At 70.5% G+C, this 18,279-nt stretch carries 13 protein-coding genes; 8 read left to right on the forward strand and 5 right to left on the reverse strand.

What is annotated here, in order from left to right; translation table 11 throughout:
* Nucleotides 1-104: 104 nt before the first annotated feature.
* Entirely contained in the window at nucleotides 105-392 is a 288-nt protein-coding gene (locus tag AB0H56_RS04725) for a hypothetical protein (RefSeq protein WP_357157128.1), read from the forward strand.
* A gap of 53 nt (nucleotides 393-445) precedes the next feature.
* Entirely contained in the window at nucleotides 446-1,282 is an 837-nt protein-coding gene (locus AB0H56_RS04730) for a GNAT family N-acetyltransferase (protein ID WP_357157131.1), read from the forward strand.
* On the opposite strand, the gene AB0H56_RS04735 is transcribed toward AB0H56_RS04730, so the two are convergent.
* From AB0H56_RS04735 to AB0H56_RS04745, 3 genes are all read right to left on the reverse strand, one after another.
* Nucleotides 1,279-3,321 carry a protein kinase gene (locus AB0H56_RS04735; protein ID WP_357157134.1) on the reverse strand — a complete coding sequence of 681 codons (2,043 nt, stop codon included), beginning with the start codon at nucleotides 3,319-3,321 and terminating at the stop codon, nucleotides 1,279-1,281. The genes AB0H56_RS04730 and AB0H56_RS04735 overlap by 4 nt on opposite strands.
* Before the next feature lie 2 nt (nucleotides 3,322-3,323).
* Nucleotides 3,324-5,123 carry a serine/threonine-protein kinase gene (locus AB0H56_RS04740; protein ID WP_357157137.1) on the reverse strand — a complete coding sequence of 600 codons (1,800 nt, stop codon included), beginning with the start codon at nucleotides 5,121-5,123 and terminating at the stop codon, nucleotides 3,324-3,326.
* A gap of 161 nt (nucleotides 5,124-5,284) precedes the next feature.
* Nucleotides 5,285-6,424 carry a serine/threonine-protein kinase gene (locus AB0H56_RS04745; protein WP_357157141.1) on the reverse strand — a complete coding sequence of 380 codons (1,140 nt, stop codon included), beginning with the start codon at nucleotides 6,422-6,424 and terminating at the stop codon, nucleotides 5,285-5,287.
* Between the two features lie 119 nt (nucleotides 6,425-6,543).
* Between AB0H56_RS04745 and AB0H56_RS04750 the strand changes: the two genes are divergently transcribed.
* The 6 genes from AB0H56_RS04750 to AB0H56_RS04775 all read left to right on the forward strand — a co-directional run bounded on the left by AB0H56_RS04750 (nucleotide 6,544) and on the right by AB0H56_RS04775 (nucleotide 14,147).
* Nucleotides 6,544-7,314: a deoxyribonuclease IV gene (locus AB0H56_RS04750; protein ID WP_357157143.1), complete on the forward strand. Its 771-nt coding sequence runs from the start codon at nucleotides 6,544-6,546 to the stop codon at nucleotides 7,312-7,314.
* A 99-nt stretch (nucleotides 7,315-7,413) separates the two neighbouring features.
* Nucleotides 7,414-8,346, forward strand: a complete 933-nt coding sequence (locus tag AB0H56_RS04755; protein ID WP_357157146.1) for a TauD/TfdA family dioxygenase — start codon at nucleotides 7,414-7,416, stop codon at nucleotides 8,344-8,346.
* A gap of 154 nt (nucleotides 8,347-8,500) precedes the next feature.
* Complete coding sequence (locus tag AB0H56_RS04760) at nucleotides 8,501-9,712, forward strand: CaiB/BaiF CoA-transferase family protein (RefSeq protein ID WP_357157149.1); 1,212 nt, start codon at nucleotides 8,501-8,503, stop codon at nucleotides 9,710-9,712.
* A gap of 160 nt (nucleotides 9,713-9,872) precedes the next feature.
* Complete coding sequence (locus tag AB0H56_RS04765; protein WP_357157152.1) at nucleotides 9,873-10,793, forward strand: hydroxymethylglutaryl-CoA lyase; 921 nt, start codon at nucleotides 9,873-9,875, stop codon at nucleotides 10,791-10,793.
* Between the two features lie 49 nt (nucleotides 10,794-10,842).
* Complete coding sequence (locus AB0H56_RS04770; protein WP_357157155.1) at nucleotides 10,843-11,619, forward strand: ABC transporter ATP-binding protein; 777 nt, start codon at nucleotides 10,843-10,845, stop codon at nucleotides 11,617-11,619.
* Complete coding sequence (locus tag AB0H56_RS04775) at nucleotides 11,616-14,147, forward strand: FtsX-like permease family protein (protein WP_357157158.1); 2,532 nt, start codon at nucleotides 11,616-11,618, stop codon at nucleotides 14,145-14,147. The genes AB0H56_RS04770 and AB0H56_RS04775 overlap by 4 nt, the downstream gene beginning before the upstream one ends.
* Nucleotides 14,148-14,301: 154 nt before the next feature.
* On the opposite strand, the gene AB0H56_RS04780 is transcribed toward AB0H56_RS04775, so the two are convergent.
* Entirely contained in the window at nucleotides 14,302-16,929 is a 2,628-nt protein-coding gene (locus tag AB0H56_RS04780) for an ADP-ribosylglycohydrolase family protein (protein WP_357157161.1), read from the reverse strand.
* A gap of 55 nt (nucleotides 16,930-16,984) precedes the next feature.
* Nucleotides 16,985-18,148, reverse strand: a complete 1,164-nt coding sequence (locus AB0H56_RS04785) for a VWA domain-containing protein (RefSeq protein ID WP_357157164.1) — start codon at nucleotides 18,146-18,148, stop codon at nucleotides 16,985-16,987.
* Nucleotides 18,149-18,279 lie beyond the last annotated feature (131 nt).

Consider the following 18,279-nt stretch of genomic DNA (forward strand, 5'->3'; position numbering starts at 1 on the left):
AGCGTGTGTGAGCAAAGTTACGCATGAGACGCCCGGAACGAGACCCCTGACGCGCGAAGTCTGCGCGACGCAAGAATCTGATCGGCGTCACCGAGGAGAATCTGATGGGAGCTTACTCGACACCCCGGCTGGAACCCGCAGCGGCGAACGGTGATTCGGTCGCGGCGGCAAATGTTCAGCACGCACTGTCGAACCCGCCGGGCAATCGCGCTGTCGCGGTCGTCGCGCGGGTCATGGGCTGGTTGTTCTTCGTCGGCGGACTCGTCGGCGCCGGGCTCGGTATCGCGGGCCTGCACGTGGAGGTCACTGTCGCGGGCCTGATCCTGGCCTGCACCGCGGGATTGATCCTGCTGAAGCTGCGCACCGACCGCGAGGCGCTCGGGAAGGGCTGAACCGCAGCACAATTCGAGTGCGATCCGCCCGTTCCGGGCCTACCGTCGATGCCATGCGGATCGATATCACCGGAGACGCGGCCGAGTTCCTGACCGCCGCCGAGGCCTTCCTGCGGCGCGACCCGTTGCGGCACACGGTGATCGCGACCGGCGTCGCCAACATGCTCGCCGGCCGAGCCGCCGGGATCAGGTACCTGACGGTGCGCGACGACAGCGGCACGGTCGTCGGCGCCGCCACCAGCGCCAACGGTGGCCGGATCTATCTCGGGGAGCTGCCGGCGGGCAGCGTCGACGCCGTGGCCGACGCCTTCACGGCCGAGACCGCCGGACCGACCAGTGTCGAAGGCGACCACGTCGACGCGGCGGCCTTCGCGCGCCGGTGGTCCAGCGGCACCGGCGGGTCCGCGTCGGCGCTGTACTCGGCGCGGCTGTTCCGGCTCGGCACCCTGACCGTGCCGCCCGCCGCGGGGAAGCCGCGCCTCGCCACCACCGACGACCTCGCGCTGTGCTGGTCTTTCGCCCAGGAGTTCTACCGCGAGATCGGCGACCCGCCGCACCTGGACGAGAACGCCATCCGGCAGCGCGTCGAGGCCGGGTTCTGGTGGCTGTGGGAGCACGGCGGCGAGGCGGTCGCGCTGGCCGCCCGGCAGGCGCAGGTCCTCGGGTGGGCCAGAATCGGGCCGGTGTACACGCCTCCGCAACACCGTGGCAACGGGTTCGCGAGCGCGCTGACGGCCGCCGTCTCCGGCGTCATCCGGGCCGAGGGCGGCGATGCCTGCCTGTTCACCGACCTGGCGAATCCGACCTCGAACAAGATCTACCAGGCCATCGGATACGAGGCGGTCCGCGACTTCACCTACTTCACCCTGACGCGGGCCGACGCGCGCTAGACCAGCGGCGCGCGCTGCCACCACTCGAGCATCTGCGCCTCGTCGGCGATGAAGCCGCGGCTGTACATGAGCACGGCCGCGCGGTCCGGGTCGGCGTCGAAGCGGGTGACCATGCGCGGCGAGAGCGGCTGGCTGTCGTGCAGCACGAAATTCGTGTAGCCGTGGCCGGTGTGGGTCGCCGCGCGGGCGTCGTTGGCGGGCAGGGCGTCGACGGCCCGCGCCGCCTCGGCCTGCGAGGGGTAGAGGAAGAACTCGTAGATCGCCTTGTTGCCGCCGCCGAAGCAGTGCCACATGACCAACCAGTCGCCCATGTCGGCGTCGTCGGTATCGCGGCTGGCGGTGGTGCGGTCGTAGGCGAAGCAGCCCGCGCCGTCCAGGCCCGAACCCGCGTGCACGAGGGTGCTCGCGGTGGTGGCGGGCAGCATGGCCGGGAACGCGGCGCTGAGGGTGGCCGCGTTGGCGCCGATGATCTGGCGATCGGTCGTCGGCTTGGTGGTGGTCGTCGGTCGCCGGGCGGCCGTGGTGGTGGGCGTGGGTGTTTCGCTCGTGGTCGCACCGGCGGCCATGGTGTCATCCGGGGTGGTCAGCTGGCCGAAGATCAGCCAGCCGACCATTCCGAACAGCACCAGCGCCGCCGCCCACCCCGCTGGCGTCGCCTTCCACCGCGAATGCCGGTCGCGCCCGAGATAGTCGTCGGCCACACTCGAGCGGCGCTCACCCCGATCCGCCGCGTCCCGCGGCCGTCCCGTCCCGATACCTGGACCCGGCCGCGGCACACTCCACGGCACCGGCGAGGGCTCGCCCCACGGATGCCGCGGCTCCCCGGGGACGAACGGCTGGGCGCCAACCCCTGCGGCCGCCGGCGCGTCGTCTCGCGATGCCCGCGGCATTTCGGGCGCCGCCGGCTGTCCCCAGGCGGCCTGCGATGCGCCCGGTGTCGGCGGCTGGCCTGATGCGGCCTGGGGTGTCCCCGGTGTCGACGGCTGTCCCCAGGCGGCCTGCGATGCGCCCGGTGTCGGCGGCTGACCTGATGCGGCCTGGGGTATGCCCGGTGCCGACGGTGAACCGGTGGTGAGCCAGGGATTCGGAGTTCGCTGGTCCGGGCCGGTGAGCGGCATCGCCGCGAGCGGATAGCCGGGGGCCGGGGTGTACGGGGAGTCGGAGGGGTAGGTCCTGGTGGGCGAGGACGGCGGGAACGGTTGCGCGGCAGTGGGATCCGTCAGGGCTCGCGCGGCGGCCGCGGCGAAGTCGGCGCACGTGGGGAAGCGCTCGGCCGGGCGCTTGGCCATGCCGCGCGCGATGACGGCGTCGAGGGCGGGCGGCAGGTCAGGGCGCAGGGCACTCGCGCGGGGTGGCGGCTGCTGGAGGTGGCCCTGGATGACCGCGACGGGGTTGCCCGCCTCGAACGGGGTGGCGCCGGTGAGCAGCCGGAACAGGGTGCAGGCCAGGGAGTACTGATCGGCCCGGCCGTCGAGGGCGATGCCGGACAGCTGCTCAGGGGACGCGAAAGCCAGGGTGGCCGTGAAGGTTCCGGTCTGGGTGAGCTTGGCGGCCTTGTCGTCGTGCAGCCGCGCGATACCGAAATCGGTGAGATACACCCGCTCGCCGCCGTCGACCGGTTCGAGCAGGATGTTCGCCGGTTTCACATCGCGGTGCAGCACGCCCCTGCTGTGCGCGAAGTCCAGCGCGGCCGCCGTCTCGGCGACGATGCGCACCGCTCTGGCCGCGTCGACGGGTGGCGTCAGCGAGGCCGCGTCGGAGCCGTCGATGTAGCGCATCGAGATCCACAGCTGCTCGTCCTCGACGCCGCGGTCGTACACGGTGACGATGTTCGGATGCTCCAGCTGCGCGACCAGGTCGGCCTCGCGTTCGAACCTGGCCCTGATCTCGGTGTCGAAGAACAGTTCCCGGTTCAGCAGCTTCATCGCGGTGCGCCGCGGCAGCCGGGGGTGCCGGGCCAGATACACCGAGCCCATGCCGCCGCGGCCGAGCAGCCGCTCGATGGTGTAGCCGGCGAAGACGCCGCTCTCGTCGATCATCCTCAGTTCAGCGGGGCGGAACGCCACCAGCGCAACAACTCGTCGGCCTCGCCGTAGCCGTCGGTGAACATCAGGAACTGGGCGCGGTCGGGATCGCCGGTGAACTGGGTGATGATCTTGTTGCCGTTGTCGGTGAACTTGTAGTTGGTGTACTGCTTGCCGCCGTTGGTGTCGACCGACTTGGTGTTGGTGGGCAGCCCGTTGATCACCGCCTGCACATCGGCGGCCGAGTTGTAGACGTAGATCCGGTAGAACGGGTCGTTGCCGTTGGCACCGCCACCGTCGTAGCAGCGCCACTGCCAGGCCCAGGCCCCGAAGTCGGGGTCGCCCTCGTTGGCCGAGGGTGTGTAGCTGGAATCGGTCTCCCAGCAGGAGGCGCCGTTGTAGCCGATGTCGCCGTCGGTGTTGGCGGGCACCATCCGGCTGAACTCGGCGCTGATCGCGTCGGCGTTCGGGGTGACGTGCTTGCCCGCGGCCGTCGACGTCGTCGTCGAGGTCCCGCCGCCACCGGAATCACCGCCGCTGAGCGCGACACCGACCACGACCAGCAGCACCACCACGACCAGGGCGACGATGATGCCGACGATCAGCCCGGTATTGGACTTCGACGGCGGGCGCGGCCCCTGCGGGTACTGCGCGAAGTTGCTCGACGGCGGACGTGGCGGCGACGGCGGAGTGGGGTACTGCGGTCGCGACTGCTGGGTATAGGGGTGCTGCGTCGCGGCGCCACCGGTGAGCTGCTGGTTCGGCATCGGACCCGCGGTCATCGGACCCTGGGTGCGCATCGGCCCACCGGTCATCGGACCCTGGGTGGCAGTGTGCATCGGGCCGCCCGTCATCGGGTTCTGGTTGGCCACGGGATACGGCGAGCCGGTCTGCGGGATCGCGCCGCCGGTCGTCGGGCGCTGGCCGCCGCCGGTGATCGGCATCGCGCCGCCGGTGCCCACGATCGGCAGCGCGGGGGCGCTGGGATTGTTCAGCGCGGCCAAGGCGGCGGCCGCGAAGTCCGAACAGGAGTCGAACCGGTCGTCGGGCCGCTTGGCCATCGCCTTGGCGAGCACGCCGTCCAGCGCGTACGACAGGCCGGGCCGCACGCTGCTCAGCGGCGGCGGCGGTTGCTGAAGGTGCCCCTGGATGACGGCGGCGGGGTTGGTCGCGGTGAACGGCCCCGAGCCGGTGAACAGCCAGAACAGCGTGCACGCCAGGGAGTACTGGTCGGAGCGGTGATCCAGGGACGCGCCGGTGAGCTGTTCGGGGGAGGCGTAGGCCAGGGTCGCGGTGAAGGTGCCGGTCTGGGTGAGATGACCGGTGTCGTCGCGCAGGCGGGCGATGCCGAAGTCGGTGAGGTAGACCCGTTCGCCGCGGCCGGCGCCGGAGCGGGCGAGCAGGATGTTGGCCGGCTTCACGTCGCGGTGCAGCACGCCCATGCCGTGCGCGTAGTCGAGCGCGTCGGCGGTCTCCTTGACGATCTGCAGCGCGCGGGCGGGCGGCAGCGTCTGCGGGTCCACCGAGGCGGCGTCGACACCGTCGATGAACTGCATGGAGATCCACAGCTGTTCGTCGTCGAGACCGCGGTCGTACACGGTGACGATGTTCGGGTGGTCCAGGCGCGAGACCAGGTCGGCCTCCCGTTCGAACCGCGCGCGCACCTCCGCGTCGAAGAACATCTCCCGGTTGAGCAACTTCAGCGCGGTCATCCTCGGCAAGCGCGGATGCTTGGCGAGGTAGACCGATCCCATGCCACCACGGCCGAGTTGCCGTTCGATGACGTAGCCGGCGAAGACATCTCCGTTGGCCAGCATTGTCTGCTCCACTTCCCGCCGTGCCCCGGGACCCACCAGCGCACGCGCGTACAGCAAGAAAGCCGCGGCCGGGTGGCCCGCCACGGGAAAATCAACGAAACCTTAGCAGTCGCCGACCGCGCGGATGGTTGCTCGCGCGGGTGCCGACCCGACGCCACCGGTCACGGCGGCCGCCGGGGCTGGGGCGGCACGATGTAGCCGGGATGATTACGGCCGCCGGGGAAGTCGATCGTGCCGCGGCGCTGGGTGCCCCGGCGGGGCGGGACGGCGGTGTTGCCCGTCGACGGTCGCGGCGGCGCCGATTGCGGATGCGGCTGCGCCGGGGTGACGTGAGTGGGCGGCGGTGCCTGCGGATACGGCTGCGGCGGCGTGGCCGGACGCGAATACTGATGCGGCGGATACGGTTCGCGCGCCCGCAGGACCACACCGGTCGAGGTGGGCTGCATCATCTGCTGCCACGGGCCCGGCACCGCGAACAACGCCGCCTTGGCCGCCTCGGCGAATTCGGCGCAGCTGTCGTAGCGCAGGTCGGCGCGCTTGGCGGTGCCCCTGGCCAGCACGGCGTCCAGCGTCGGCGGCAGATCGGGCCGCAGGCTGCGCAGTGGCGGCACCGGCCTGCTCAGGTGGGCCTGGATCACCGCGGCCGGATTGGGCCCGGCGAACGGTACCGAACCGGTGAGCATCCAGAACAGCGTGCAGGCCAGCGAGTACTGGTCGGCCCGGTGATCGAGTGGGGCGCCCGCCAGATGCTCCGGCGCGGCGTAGGCCAGGGTCGCGGTGATGCTGCCCGAGGAGGACAGCGTCGTCTCGCTGTCGCGAACGGCCGCGATGCCGAAGTCGGTGAGCACCACGCGTTCCGGGCGCCCGATAGGCGGTTTGGCCAGCAGGATGTTGGCCGGTTTCACATCACGGTGCAGCACACCGCTGGCGTGCGCGAAGTCCAGTGCCGTCGCGGTCTCGGCCACGATCTGCACGGCCCGGCCCGGGGTGAGCACGTTGACGTCGGCCGTGGCCACATCGGTGCCAGCCACGAACTGCATCGAGATCCAGAGCTGGTCGTCCTCGGTGCCCCGGTCGTAGACGTTGACGATGTTGGGATGCTCGAGCTGGGCGACGAGGTCGGCCTCGCGTTCGAAGCGGTGCCGGATCTCCTCGTCGGCGGACAGGTCGCGACTGAGCAGCTTGAGCGCGGTGAGCCGGGGCAATCGGGGATGACGGGCCAGGTAGACCACCCCCATCCCGCCGTGGCCGAGCACGCGCCGGATCGTGTACCCGGCGAACACGTCGCCTTTGCGCAACACCGCGAAGTCACCCCCTCCAGGGCAAGAGCACCCGTCGAAATTCTACCGATGTATCTCCCGAAGCCCCCGGTGCGCAACATCCGGCGATCGGTGTCGGTGCCGCGGATTAGGGTGGCGTCATGCGCATTGGAGCACACGTTCGTGACGAGAGCGATCCGATCGGCTTCGGGGAGAAGCTCGGCGCCGAGGTCATCCAGATGTTCGTGGTCGATCCACAGAGCTGGGACAAACCCCAGCCGCATCCGAAGACCGCCGAGATCCTGGCCAGTCCGATCGAGGTCGTCGTGCACTCGTCGTATCAGATCAATGTGGCCAGCCTCAACAACCGGCTGCGGATGCCCTCGCGCAACGCCGTCGCCCAGCAGGCGAAGGCCGCCGCCGAACTCGGCGCGTTCGGCCTGGTCGTGCACGGCGGGCACGTGCGCTCCGACGCCGAGCTCGACACCGGAATCGACAACTGGCGCAAGCTGTTCGAGCGTCAGCAGGACAAGGGCGGCTTCGCGGTGCCGATCCTGATCGAGAACACCGCGGGTGGCAATCACGCCATGGCCCGCCACTTCGACACCATCGCCCGCCTGTGGGACGCGGTCGGCGACTACGGCGCCGGGTTCTGCCTCGACACCTGTCACGCGTGGGCGGGCGGGGAGGATCTGGTCGGCATCGTCGAGCGGATCAAGGGCATCACCGGCCGGATCGACCTGGTGCACCTGAACTCCTCGCGCGACGAGTTCGATTCCGGCGCCGACCGGCACGCCAACTTCGCCGAGGGCACCATCGATCCGCAGCTGCTGGCCGAGGTGTGCCGCACCGCGGGCGCGCCGGTGATCCTGGAGACCCCCGTCGACGGTGTCGCCGACGACCTGGCCTACCTGCGGGAGAACCTCGGCTGAGCCGTTCCGATCACCCCGAGAGAAAACCTGTCAGTGGAACGGATTTCGCGGTGTGCTTGACGCGCATCAACCGTTCCACAACGACAGAGGTGATCCCCCATGACGGTCGACCACGCCACCCCAGCCACCGTGACGGTGACCAAGCTCGGCGCCCACATCGGCGCGCGGGTCGACGGCGTCCGCCTCGGCGGTGATCTCGACGCGGCGACCGTCGCGACCATCCGGCGCGCGCTCAACGAGCACAAGGTGATCTTCTTCCGCGGCCAGGACCACCTCACCGAGGACGGTCAGCACGAGTTCGCCCAGCTGCTCGGCAGCCCGACCACCCCGCACCCGACGGTGACCTCGCAGGGCGTGAAGAGCCTGGCCATCGACTCCGAGAACGGGCGGGCCAATTCCTGGCACACCGACGTCACCTTCGTCGACCGGGTGCCCAAGGCGTCGATCCTGCGCGCCGAATACCTGCCGACCTACGGCGGCTCGACCACCTGGGCCTCGACGGTCGCCGCGTACAACTCGCTGCCCGAGCCGCTCAAACTGCTCGCCGACAACCTGCGCGCCGTGCACACCAATGTCTACGACTACGCCGCCCGCAATGTGGAGCCGCTGCGCCCGAAGTCCGAGGAGTACCGGGCGGAGTTCCAGTCCACCTACTACGAGACCGAGCACCCGGTGGTGCGCGTGCATCCGGAGACGGGCGAGCGCGCGCTGCTGCTCGGGCACTTCGTGAAGAACTTCGTCGGCCTGTCCACCAGCGAGTCGCAGGCGCTGTTCCGCCTGTTCCAGGACCGGGTGACGCGGCTGGAGAACACCACCCGCTGGACCTGGGCCGACGGCGACGTCGCCATCTGGGACAACCGCGCCACCCAGCACTACGCGATCGACGACTACGACGACCAGCCCCGCCGCCTGACCCGCATCACCCTCGCGGGCGACATCCCGATCGGCGTCGACGGCCGCGCGAGCACCGTCATCCAGGGCAACGCCGAGCACTACTCGATCGTCGAGGAGCCCGAGCTCCTGGCCAGCTGAGACCTCTCCGGGTACCCCGCATCGATCTACGAACGGCGCGATCTGGTCTCGTACGAACATGGGTAACTCACCGACCACCTCCCAGCCGGGGCGCACATCATGTGAGCCCGACGGCCGACGATCGGGCTACCGGACGGCACGCTATAGTCCCGGGGTGGCGGAATTGCCGTTGGACGGAGTGCGGGTCCTGGAACTCGGCAACTATGTGGCCGCTCCCACCGCCGGACGCATTCTGGGCGATTTCGGCGCCGAGGTGATCAAGGTCGAACGGCCGGGAACGGGCGATGAGCTGCGCAATTGGCGGCTCTACGGCGGCGACACGTCCATGCTGTATCGCACCGTGAACCGCAACAAGAAGTCGATCGTGCTCGACCTGCGCACCGAGGCGGGCCGGGCGGTCGTGCTCGACCTGGTGCGGCACTGCGATGTGCTGCTGGAGAACTTCCGGCCCGGCATGCTCGAGAAGTGGGGGCTCGGGCCGGAGGTGCTCGAGGAGGCCAACCCGAAGCTGGTCATCACGCGCATCTCCGCCTACGGCCAGACCGGGCCGATGGCCGCGCGCCCCGGCTTCGCCGCGGTCGCGGAGGCGGTCGGTGGCCTGCGTGAACTGGTCGGTGACCCGGACCGGCCGCCGGTGCGCGTCGGTGTCTCGATCGGTGACTCGATCGCGGGCATCTACGCGGCCTTCGGCACCGTGATGGCGCTGTTCCAGCGGGAACGGGTCAGCGGACCGGTGCCGCAGGCGGAGCGGATCATCGACGTGGCGCTCAACGAGTCGATCCTGTCGGTGATGGAGTCGCTGGTTCCCGACCACCTGGCCTACGGGATCAATCGCGAGCGGGTGGGCGGCCGGATGGAGGGCATCGCGCCCAGCAACGCCTACCCGACCAGCGACGGCTACAGCATCATCATCGGCGGCAACGGTGACGCGATCTTCCAGCGGTACATGGGGCTCATCGGCCGCCCCGACCTTGCGGCCGACCCCGAGCTGGCCGACAATGCCGGACGCTGGCGGAACCGCGAACGGCTCGACGCCTCGATCGCCGAATGGACGATCCGGCACACCCGCGACGAGGCGCTGAAACTGCTCGACGACGCGGCGATCCCGTGCGGCCCGATCTACACCGCCGCCGACATCGTGGCCGACGAGCAGTACCGGGCACGGAATATGATCCAGACGTTCCCCGTCGACGTGGGCGAGCCCGAACTCAAGCTGGTGGGGTTCCCCGGCATCGTCCCGGTGATCGGGGAACAGTCGCTGCCGATCCGGAACGTCGGCCCCGACCTCGGCGAGCACACCAGAGCGGTGCTCGGCGAACTGCTCGGGATGAGTGACGACCAGATCGACGCGCTGGAGGCGAAGTGAGCAGGCGAGTACACGGCAGGCGCCGCCCACCGGTGCGCAGCAAGTGGGAGCAGCGCGGTCCCGGCCATGTGCGCCCGACCGTCCATCCGACCCCGGCCAGCGTCGGTGACAAGCCGTGCGGCGGGGTGATGTGCGTTCCCGCCCGGGAATCGGATCCGCGATGACGGCCCCGCTGCTGCGGGATGTGACGCTGCGCGACGGTCTGCAGCTCACCGGCAAGGTGCTCGGGACCGAGCGCAAGGTCGACATCGTGCGGCGGCTGCTGGCCGCCGGGGTGCCCGCGCTGGAGATCGGTTCGATGGCCAGGCCGGATCTCGTGCCGCCGATGGCCAACTCGCTCGAGTTGATCGCCGCGCTCACCCCCGATGATCTGGCGAAATGCTGGGTGTGGGTGGCCACGCCCCGGCATGTCGAGAAGGCGGCGGCGGCCGGGGCGCGCAATTTCCAGTACTGCTTCTCGGTGTCGGACGCGCACAACAGGGCCAATATCGGGCGCGACACGGAGGCCTCGGTCGCCGCGATGCCCGACGCGATCCGGCTGGCACGCGAGGCGGGCGGCGAGATCCAGCTGTGCCTGGCCACCACCTTCACCTGCCCGTTCGACGGCCGGGTCGACCCGGCCAGGGTGCTGGCCATCGCCAACGATCCGCGCACCGAGGGCGCGGTCGACATCGTCCTCGCCGACACACTGGGCCAGGCCCACCCCGGGCAGGTGAGCGCGCTGGTCGCGGCCGTGCGGGCGCAGACGCCGCCGCGCCGGATCGTCTTCCACGGCCACGACACCTGGGGGATGGGCGTGGCGAACACCCTCGCCGCCGTCGCGGCGGGCGCCGACATGGTCGACGGCGCGCTCGGTGGCCTCGGCGGGTGCCCGTTCGCGCCGGGCGCCAGCGGCAACACCGCCTCCGAGGACATCCTCTTCGCCACCCGCCCCGACTGGTTCACCCCCGACACGCTGGCGAGCCTGGTCGGCCTCACCGAGGAACTGCTCGCCGAGCTGGGTGAACCGAACCGGTCACGCACCGCCGAGGGCGCGCGCTCCAAGTCCGCGGCCTTCGAATGGGTTATCCCAGGGGACTAAGGGGAATCCCGGATGGCGCGGTGCGCGGTGGACAGACAGACTGGACACCATGACTTCGCACGCCATGGGCACCGAGGCCGCCGACGCGGCTGCCGGCACGGAGATCGCGGCCGCCGCGCACGATCTGGTCAAGCTGTACGGCTCGGGAGATACCCAGGTCAAGGCCCTGGACGGGGTGTCGGCCGAGTTCGCCAGGGGCGAGTTCACCGCCATCATGGGCCCCTCCGGCTCGGGCAAGTCCACGCTGATGCACTGCCTGGCCGGGCTCGACAGCGCGAGCGCGGGCGCGGTCCGCATCGGTGACACCGCGCTGACCGGCCTGTCCGACAAACAGATGACCGCCCTGCGCCGCGACCGGATCGGCTTCGTCTTCCAGGCGTTCAACCTGGTCCCGACGCTGACGGCGCTGGAGAACATCACCCTGCCGCTCGACATCGCGGGCCGCAAGCCCGATCAGGAGTGGCTCGACACGGTGGTCAAGCGGCTCGGCCTCGGCGACCGGCTCGAGCACCGGCCGAGCGAACTGTCCGGTGGTCAGCAGCAGCGTGTCGCCTGTGCCCGCGCGCTGGTCGGCAAGCCGGAGATCATCTTCGGCGACGAGCCGACGGGCAACCTGGATTCGCACTCCTCCGGTGAGGTGCTGTCGATCCTGCGCGCCTCGGTCGACGAGTTCGGGCAGACCGTGGTGATCGTGACACACGATCCGCGGGCCGCCGCCTACGCCGACCGGGTGGTCTTCCTCGCCGACGGCCGGATCGTGGACGAACTGCGCGATCCGACCCAGGATTCGATCCTCGACCGGATGAAGGCGCTGGAGACCCGATGAGCAACCCCATGCGCAAGGTGGCCTTGCGCAATCTCGCCGCGCACAAGGTGCGGCTGGCGTTGACGCTGCTGTCGGTGGTGCTCGGCACCGCCTTCATCTCCGGGTCGTTCGTCTTCACCGACACCCTGCAGCGCACCTTCGACGGCATCTTCGAGGGCCAGGCCCAGGGCGTGGACGTGCGCGTCGGCCCGAAGGAGCGGCAGTCGCTCGGCGTACCGACCAATATCGTCGACGCGCTGGCCAAAGCCGACGGTGTCGACCGTGTCGCGCCTGCCGTGAACGGGCCCGTCGTGCTGCTCGAGCCCGACGGTAAGAAGGCCGTGCAGACCGGTGGCGCACCGAGTTTCGGCCTGTCCTACCTGCCACCGGAGCAGGCGGTCGAGGATCCGGAGACCTTCGTCGCCGGTCGTCCGCCCGCCGAGGCGGGCGAGATCGCGCTCAACAGCAGCGGCGCCGAGAAGGCGGGCCTGCAGGTAGGGCAGCGGACGAAGGTGCTCATCCCGTCCAAGGGCGACCCGTTCGACGTGACGCTGACGGGCATCTACGAGATGCCGGGCGCCGAGAGCAGCGGTGTGGTCGCGGTGATGTTCACCGAGCAGCAGGGCCGCAAGCTGTTCACCGACGGCACGCACGTCGCCTACGCCGACATCGCCGCGAAACCGGGCGTCGACGCCGACGACCTGCGCGATCAGCTGGCCGCCGGACTGCCCAACTACAAGGTGCAGAACGCCGACGAGGTCCGCGAGGACATGAAGAAGGAGATCTCCGAGGCGCTCACCTTCATCAACTACTTCCTGCTCGCCTTCGGCGCGATCGCGCTGATCGTCGGCACCTTCATCATCTACAACACCTTCTCGATGATCGTGGCCCAGCGACTGCGCGAACTGGCGCTGCTGCGCGCGATCGGGGCGAGCCGGGAACAGGTCGGGCGGTCGGTGGTCGGTGAGGCCGTCGTGATCGGCCTGATCGGCAGCGTCATCGGTCTCGTCGCGGGCATCGGGTTGGCGTTCGGTTTGTCGGCGCTGCTCAACGCCTTCGATCTGGGCCTGCCCACCGGATCGCTGACGGTGCTGCCGCGCACGGCGATCGTCGCGCTGCTCGTCGGCCTGATCGTCACCGTGGCCAGCGCCTACGCGCCGGCGCGCAGGGCGGCCAAGGTGCCGCCGGTGGAGGCGATGCGTTCGGAATTCGCCAGCGCGGGTGACTCGTTGCGGATCCGCACCGTGGTCGGCGCGGTCATGGCGGTGGTCGGTGGTGTGCTGGTGTACCTCGGCGCGCAGGGCACCGGCAAGAGCGCGGCGGTGACCGTCGGCATCGGCGCGCTCGGGCTGATCCTGGCCGTGCTGCTGGCCGCGCCCGCGCTGTCCCGGCCGATGGTGCTGGTGCTCGGCGTGCTCACCCGGCCGTTCGGGCCGATCGGGCAGATGGCGCGCAACAACGCGGTCCGCAATCCGCGCCGCACCGCCGCCACCGCGTTCGCGCTGACCCTGGGCCTGATGCTGGTCTCCGCGATCGGCATTCTCGGCGCCTCGGCCAAGACCAGTGTCGGTGTGCTCATCGACAAGGGGGTGAAGGCCGAGTACGTGCTGGCGGGGCCGCAGATGATCGGCGCCCCGATCGGCGCGGTCGACGCCGTGCGCTCGGAGGTGCCAGGGGTCAGTGATGTCACCGGGATCCGGGTCGTCGCGTTCAAGGTCGACGGCGAGCAGATCGGCGCCACCTCCCCCGACGGGCCGATCGATCCGGTCATGGACATCGACGTGATCAGTGGTTCCACCACGATCGCGGCGAACGGGCTGCTCGTCGACGAGACCGCGGCCACCGAGCGCGGCTGGAAGGTCGGCGACAAGGTCACCGTGACCAGCCTCGACAACCAGAAGCTCGAGCTCACCGTCGGTGGCATCTACGCCAATTCGCCGCTGCTCGGGCCGATGGTCGTCGATCCCGGCGTCTACGAGAAGCTGATGCCGCAGAGTCTGCGCACCAACATCTTCGTGCTGGTGAAGGCGGAGCCGGGCACCGATCTCGCCGCGATGCGGACGAATCTGGAGAAGGCCACGGAGCCGTTCGTGGTGGTGCAGGTGCAGGACCACGAGGAGTTCAAGGGCGCGCAGGGCCAGCAGATCAACACCCTGCTCGCCATCCTCTACGGCCTGCTCGCGCTGGCAGTGGTGATCGCCGTGCTCGGCATCATCAACACCCTGGCCCTGTCGGTGGTGGAGCGGCGCAGGGAGATCGGCATGCTGCGCGCGGTCGGCACCCAACGCTCTCAGGTGCGCCGCACGATCTATCTGGAATCCATGCTGATCGCGATCTTCGGCGCCATCGTCGGCCTCGTTCTCGGCATCGCCCTCGGCGTCGGCTTCCTGCGCACCCTGCGTGACCTCGGCATCGACCAGATCACCATCCCGTGGTCGCAGCTGGTGGCGGTGCTGATCGCCTCGGGCGTGGTGGGTGTGCTGGCCGCGGTGTGGCCGGGTGTACGGGCTGCGCGCACGCCACCGCTGGCGGCGATCGCGGACCTGTAAGGCGGAACGAGCCCTCGGGCCCTGGCGGAACAGTCCGCCGGGGCCCGAGTGCGTGTGTGGCCGAGGGGCGATCGGCAGCGGTGTCGGTGGAATCGTTCGCTGGGCCGTGTGCGTGGCGGTCCGGGAGTGATCGCGCGTCGGCGCTGTCGAGGAGTCAGGCCTGGTAGCGGTCGAACCAGTCGCGGGTGGGGTGGCCGTGTTCGTCGCGGGGTGGGGTGAGGCCGAATTCGGTGCAGTAGTCGGTGGCGAGGCGGTCGAGGGCCGGGCGGGCGTCGACGGTGCGGGCCCAGCGGCGGGGCAGGGCGGTGTGGCCGTAGCGCGCGCCGAGGAGGCTGCCCGCGAGGGAGCCGGTGGCGTCGCTGTCGCCGGAGTGGTTGACCGACAGCAGGAGTCCGGTGCGGACGATGTCGTGCGGTGGGCCACCGAGGTTCTCGGCGGCGAGTACCGCGAAGACGGCGATGGCGAGGGCCTCCGGGCCGATCCAGCCCGCGCCGAGGGATTCGACGTCTTCCGGTGTCGGTGTGCGCTGTTCGCGCTCGATCCGAGCGGCCAGTGTGGCTGCGGCGGCGAGCGCGGTCGAGGTTTCCTCGTGGTCGGGGTAGCTCGCCAGCTCGGTGCGAGCGTGCGACAGCGCGGTGGGGGTGTCGTTTCCGCGGGCGAGGCGGTAGATCAGCGCGGACAGGGTGCCCGCGGGCAGCCAGCCGCTCGGGTGGCCGTGGGTGAGAGCGGCGGCGTCGCAGCCCAATTCGAAGATGGTGCCGGTCGCTGCGCCGGAACGGTCCGCCGCGTAGCCGAATCCGCAGGGCGCGGCCCGCATCACCGCGCCGCTGCCCTTGGAGTTGTTGATCGGGCGCTCGCGGGTGCCGAGCGGGTCCGTCGGTGCCTGCCGCTGGGCGGCCTGCCGCAGCGCCGTGTACACCGAATTGGCCACGCCCCGTTGCTCGATCAGCTCGGGGTGCCCGCTGAGCGAACTGAACAGCGTCACCCGCTGCGCGGGCACCTCGGCGACCTGGCCCCGCAACCACACCAGCATGCCCTGCTGCAACAGCCCCATGGTCGCCCCGCCGATGCCCTTGGCCCTGGCCCGCACCGAGCCGCGGATCAACGCCTCCACCGTGAAAGCGGTCAGCTGCGTCTCCTCGGAAATGCGCGGCTGGTCGACATCGGTGACACCGTCGCGGCCGTGGATCTCCCGGATCCGGTGTAGCGACAGCGCTTCCACCGGTGCGCCGAGCGCGTCTCCGATCGCGCCGCCGAGCAGACAGCCGTGCACCGCGTTGAGCCACACCGAGGCCGCGGTGGGTACCGCGTCACGGCTCCGATGCTCGCGTTCGAAGTGCGATGTCGCCGCGTGGTGCTGGTGCCGCTCGCGTTCGGAGACCGAGGCGGCCGGGGGCGCATCACCCGCGTGGGTACCGCCGTGGCGAAGGCCGGACGAGGGTGCGCCCGCGGACGGTCCGCTGGAACTGCGCTGGGCGGCACGGTCGTCGTCGGGCGAATCAGGACGCGCGGGATCGGAAGCTATTGCGCTCGAGGGTGTTACGGCGGAGTGCGGTGTGGCTTGGGCAGGTGTGACGACCGAGTGCGCCGGGTCGGAAGCCGGTGTTCCGGGCGGTCTTCCGGCGGAGCGGTGGGGGACAGGCGGGCCTGCCTCGGCGCCGGGGTGGCGATCCGGGTGCCGGGTGTCGATCCGGGGTCGGCCGTCGGCCGGGGTGGCCGGGCCCGGGGTTGTCGGGTCGAGGCGGCGGGCGAGATCATGCGCCGGCGTTCGCGGGGAATCCGCCCGGGCCGTGTCCGATCGGTGGCTGTGGCCGGGCGGGCCGCTCGTGGCGTGGGGGCGGCGGCGGTCGTCCGGGGGCGAGCCGGCGCGCGTCGCCGGTGACGCGCCGGTTCTGGGCTGGTCTCGGGTCAGTGGGAGTCCGCCCGTCGACGGCTGGGAGCGGCGACGCAGGGCGTCGGTGAGGGCGAGCGCGAAATCGGTGCAGGTGCCGAAGCGGTGCGCCGGGTCCTTGGCCATCGCCTTGGCGAGGACGGTGTCGACGGCGGGCGGCAGGGTGCCGCGCAGCGAGCTGGCCTGCGGCGGCGGGGCGTTGAGGTGACCGAGCATCACGGTGGCAGGGTTGGGAGCGTCGAACGGCCCGGTGCCGGTGAGCAGCCGGAAGACGGTGCAGGCCAGGGAGTACTGGTCACAGCGGTGGTCCAGCGGAGAGCTGGTGAGCTGTTCGGGGGAGGCGTAGGCGATGGTGGCGGTGAACTGGCCGGTGCGCGTCAGACCGCCGGTGTCGTCGAGCAGTTTCGCGATCCCGAAGTCGGTGAGCACGACCCGCTCGTCGAATCCGGCGCCGACACCGGCGGTCTGGGAGAGCAGGATGTTGGCGGGCTTCACATCGCGGTGCAGCACGCCGCGCCGATGCGCGTAGTCCAGCGCGCTCGCCGTCTGGGCGACGATCTGCGCGATCCGCTCCACCCCGAACCGCGCGGCCGGGACCGCCGAGGCGTCGACACCGTCGACGAACTGCATCGCGATCCACAGCCGATCCTCGTCGAGCCCACGGTCGTAGACGGTGATGATGTTCGGGTGGTCGAGCTGGGCGACCAGGTCGGCTTCCCGTTCGAACCGGGCGCGGACCTCCCGGTCGGTGAACAGGTCCCGGTGCATCAGTTTGAGCGCGGTCAGCCGCGGCAGTCGGCGGTCGCGGGCGGCGTACACCGCGCCCATGCCGCCGCGACCCAGCTCGCGTTCGATGACGAACCCGGCGAACACCTCCCCGCGCCGCAACATGGCCTGCCCCCGTTCACCGAAACCGATCGTTCGCAGCCTAGCGAACCTCGGGCCGTCACACGGCGGGAGCGTTGCGGTCCGCCCAGTGGGTGATATCGGCGCGGTCGAGCGCCGCGGCCAGCAGGTCGGGGAACTTGTCCGGGGTGCAGGCGAAGGCGGGGATGCCGAGCGCGGCCAGCGCGGCGGCGTTGTCGTGGTCGTAGGCGGGGGCGCCCTCGTCGGACAGTGCCAGCAGCACCACCACCTGCACGCCCGCCTCCTTCATCGCGTGGCAGCGCCGCAGCATCTCCTCGCGTACGCCGCCCTCGTACAGGTCGGAGATGAGGACGAACAGGCTGTCGGTGGGGCGGGTGATCAGCGACTGCGAGTACGCGATGGCGCGATTGATGTCGGTGCCGCCGCCGAGCTGGGTGCCGAACAGCACGTCGACGGGGTCGCTGAGCTGCTCGGTGAGGTCGACGATCTCGGTGTCGAACACCACCAGCGAGGTCTTCAACGACCGCATCGAGGCCAGCACGGCGCCGAAGACGGAGGCGTAGACGACGCTGGCCGCCATCGACCCGGACTGATCGATCGCCAGCACCACGTCCCGCTGGATCGACTGCGCCTTGCGTCCGTAACCGACCAGCCGTTCGGGGACAACGGTGCGGTGCTCGGGCAGGTAGTTGGCCAGATTCTTGCGGATGGTCCGGTCGAAATCGATGTCACGCAGCTTCGGCCGATGGGTGCGGGCGGCGCGATTGACGGCGCCGCTCACCGCGGCCACCGTCTTGGCGGCGATGCGGCGTTCGATTTCGCGCACCACCTTCTCGACCACCATCCGCGCGGTCGCCTTGGTGGTTTCCGGCATCACCCGATTGAGCCCGAGCAGCGTGCCGACCAGGTGTACATCGGGTTCTACCGATTCCAGCAGCTCCGGTTCGAGCAGCAGCTGGGTGAGGTTCAACCGCTGCACGGCATCGCGCTGCATCACCTCCACGACCGTCGCGGGGAAGTAGGTGCGGATGTCGCCGAGCCAGCGTGCCACCCGCGGCGCCGAACCACCCAGTCCGCCGGACCTTTTCGTGGAACCGCTGGACTCGCCGGTGTTGTACAGCGCGGCCAGCGCCTGGTCCATCGCCTGGTCGGGGCCGCTGGCGAGCCCGCCGAGCTGTTCCTCGGCGGCGGTGCCGAGCACGAGTCGCCAACGGCGCGCGTGGGATTCGTCGATGTCGGTCATCGGAGCTCCTCGGGAACGAACGGTGTGGCAGTCGAGCGAGGGGGCACGCGTCTGGTAACCCTCGGAAGTCCTGCGGGGTGGGTCCCGCGCTCCGGCGACCAATCCTCCGGTAGCGCGACGTGGCCCGGACT

The organism is Nocardia sp. NPDC050717 (assembly GCF_040654275.1).
Lineage (GTDB): Bacteria > Actinomycetota > Actinomycetes > Mycobacteriales > Mycobacteriaceae > Nocardia.

Bases quoted from the DNA above. Each gene is read 5' to 3' on its own strand.
- AB0H56_RS04725 (WP_357157128.1), top strand. From the start codon at position 105: ATGGGAGCTTACTCGACACCCCGGCTGGAACCCGCAGCGGCGAACGGT.
- AB0H56_RS04730 (WP_357157131.1), top strand. From the start codon at position 446: ATGCGGATCGATATCACCGGAGACGCGGCCGAGTTCCTGACCGCCGCC.
- AB0H56_RS04735 (WP_357157134.1), bottom strand. From the start codon at position 3,321: ATGATCGACGAGAGCGGCGTCTTCGCCGGCTACACCATCGAGCGGCTG.
- AB0H56_RS04740 (WP_357157137.1), bottom strand. From the start codon at position 5,123: ATGCTGGCCAACGGAGATGTCTTCGCCGGCTACGTCATCGAACGGCAA.
- AB0H56_RS04750 (WP_357157143.1), top strand. From the start codon at position 6,544: ATGCGCATTGGAGCACACGTTCGTGACGAGAGCGATCCGATCGGCTTC.
- AB0H56_RS04755 (WP_357157146.1), top strand. From the start codon at position 7,414: ATGACGGTCGACCACGCCACCCCAGCCACCGTGACGGTGACCAAGCTC.
- AB0H56_RS04765 (WP_357157152.1), top strand. From the start codon at position 9,873: ATGACGGCCCCGCTGCTGCGGGATGTGACGCTGCGCGACGGTCTGCAG.
- AB0H56_RS04770 (WP_357157155.1), top strand. From the start codon at position 10,843: ATGACTTCGCACGCCATGGGCACCGAGGCCGCCGACGCGGCTGCCGGC.
- AB0H56_RS04775 (WP_357157158.1), top strand. From the start codon at position 11,616: ATGAGCAACCCCATGCGCAAGGTGGCCTTGCGCAATCTCGCCGCGCAC.
- AB0H56_RS04780 (WP_357157161.1), bottom strand. From the start codon at position 16,929: ATGTTGCGGCGCGGGGAGGTGTTCGCCGGGTTCGTCATCGAACGCGAG.
- AB0H56_RS04785 (WP_357157164.1), bottom strand. From the start codon at position 18,148: ATGACCGACATCGACGAATCCCACGCGCGCCGTTGGCGACTCGTGCTC.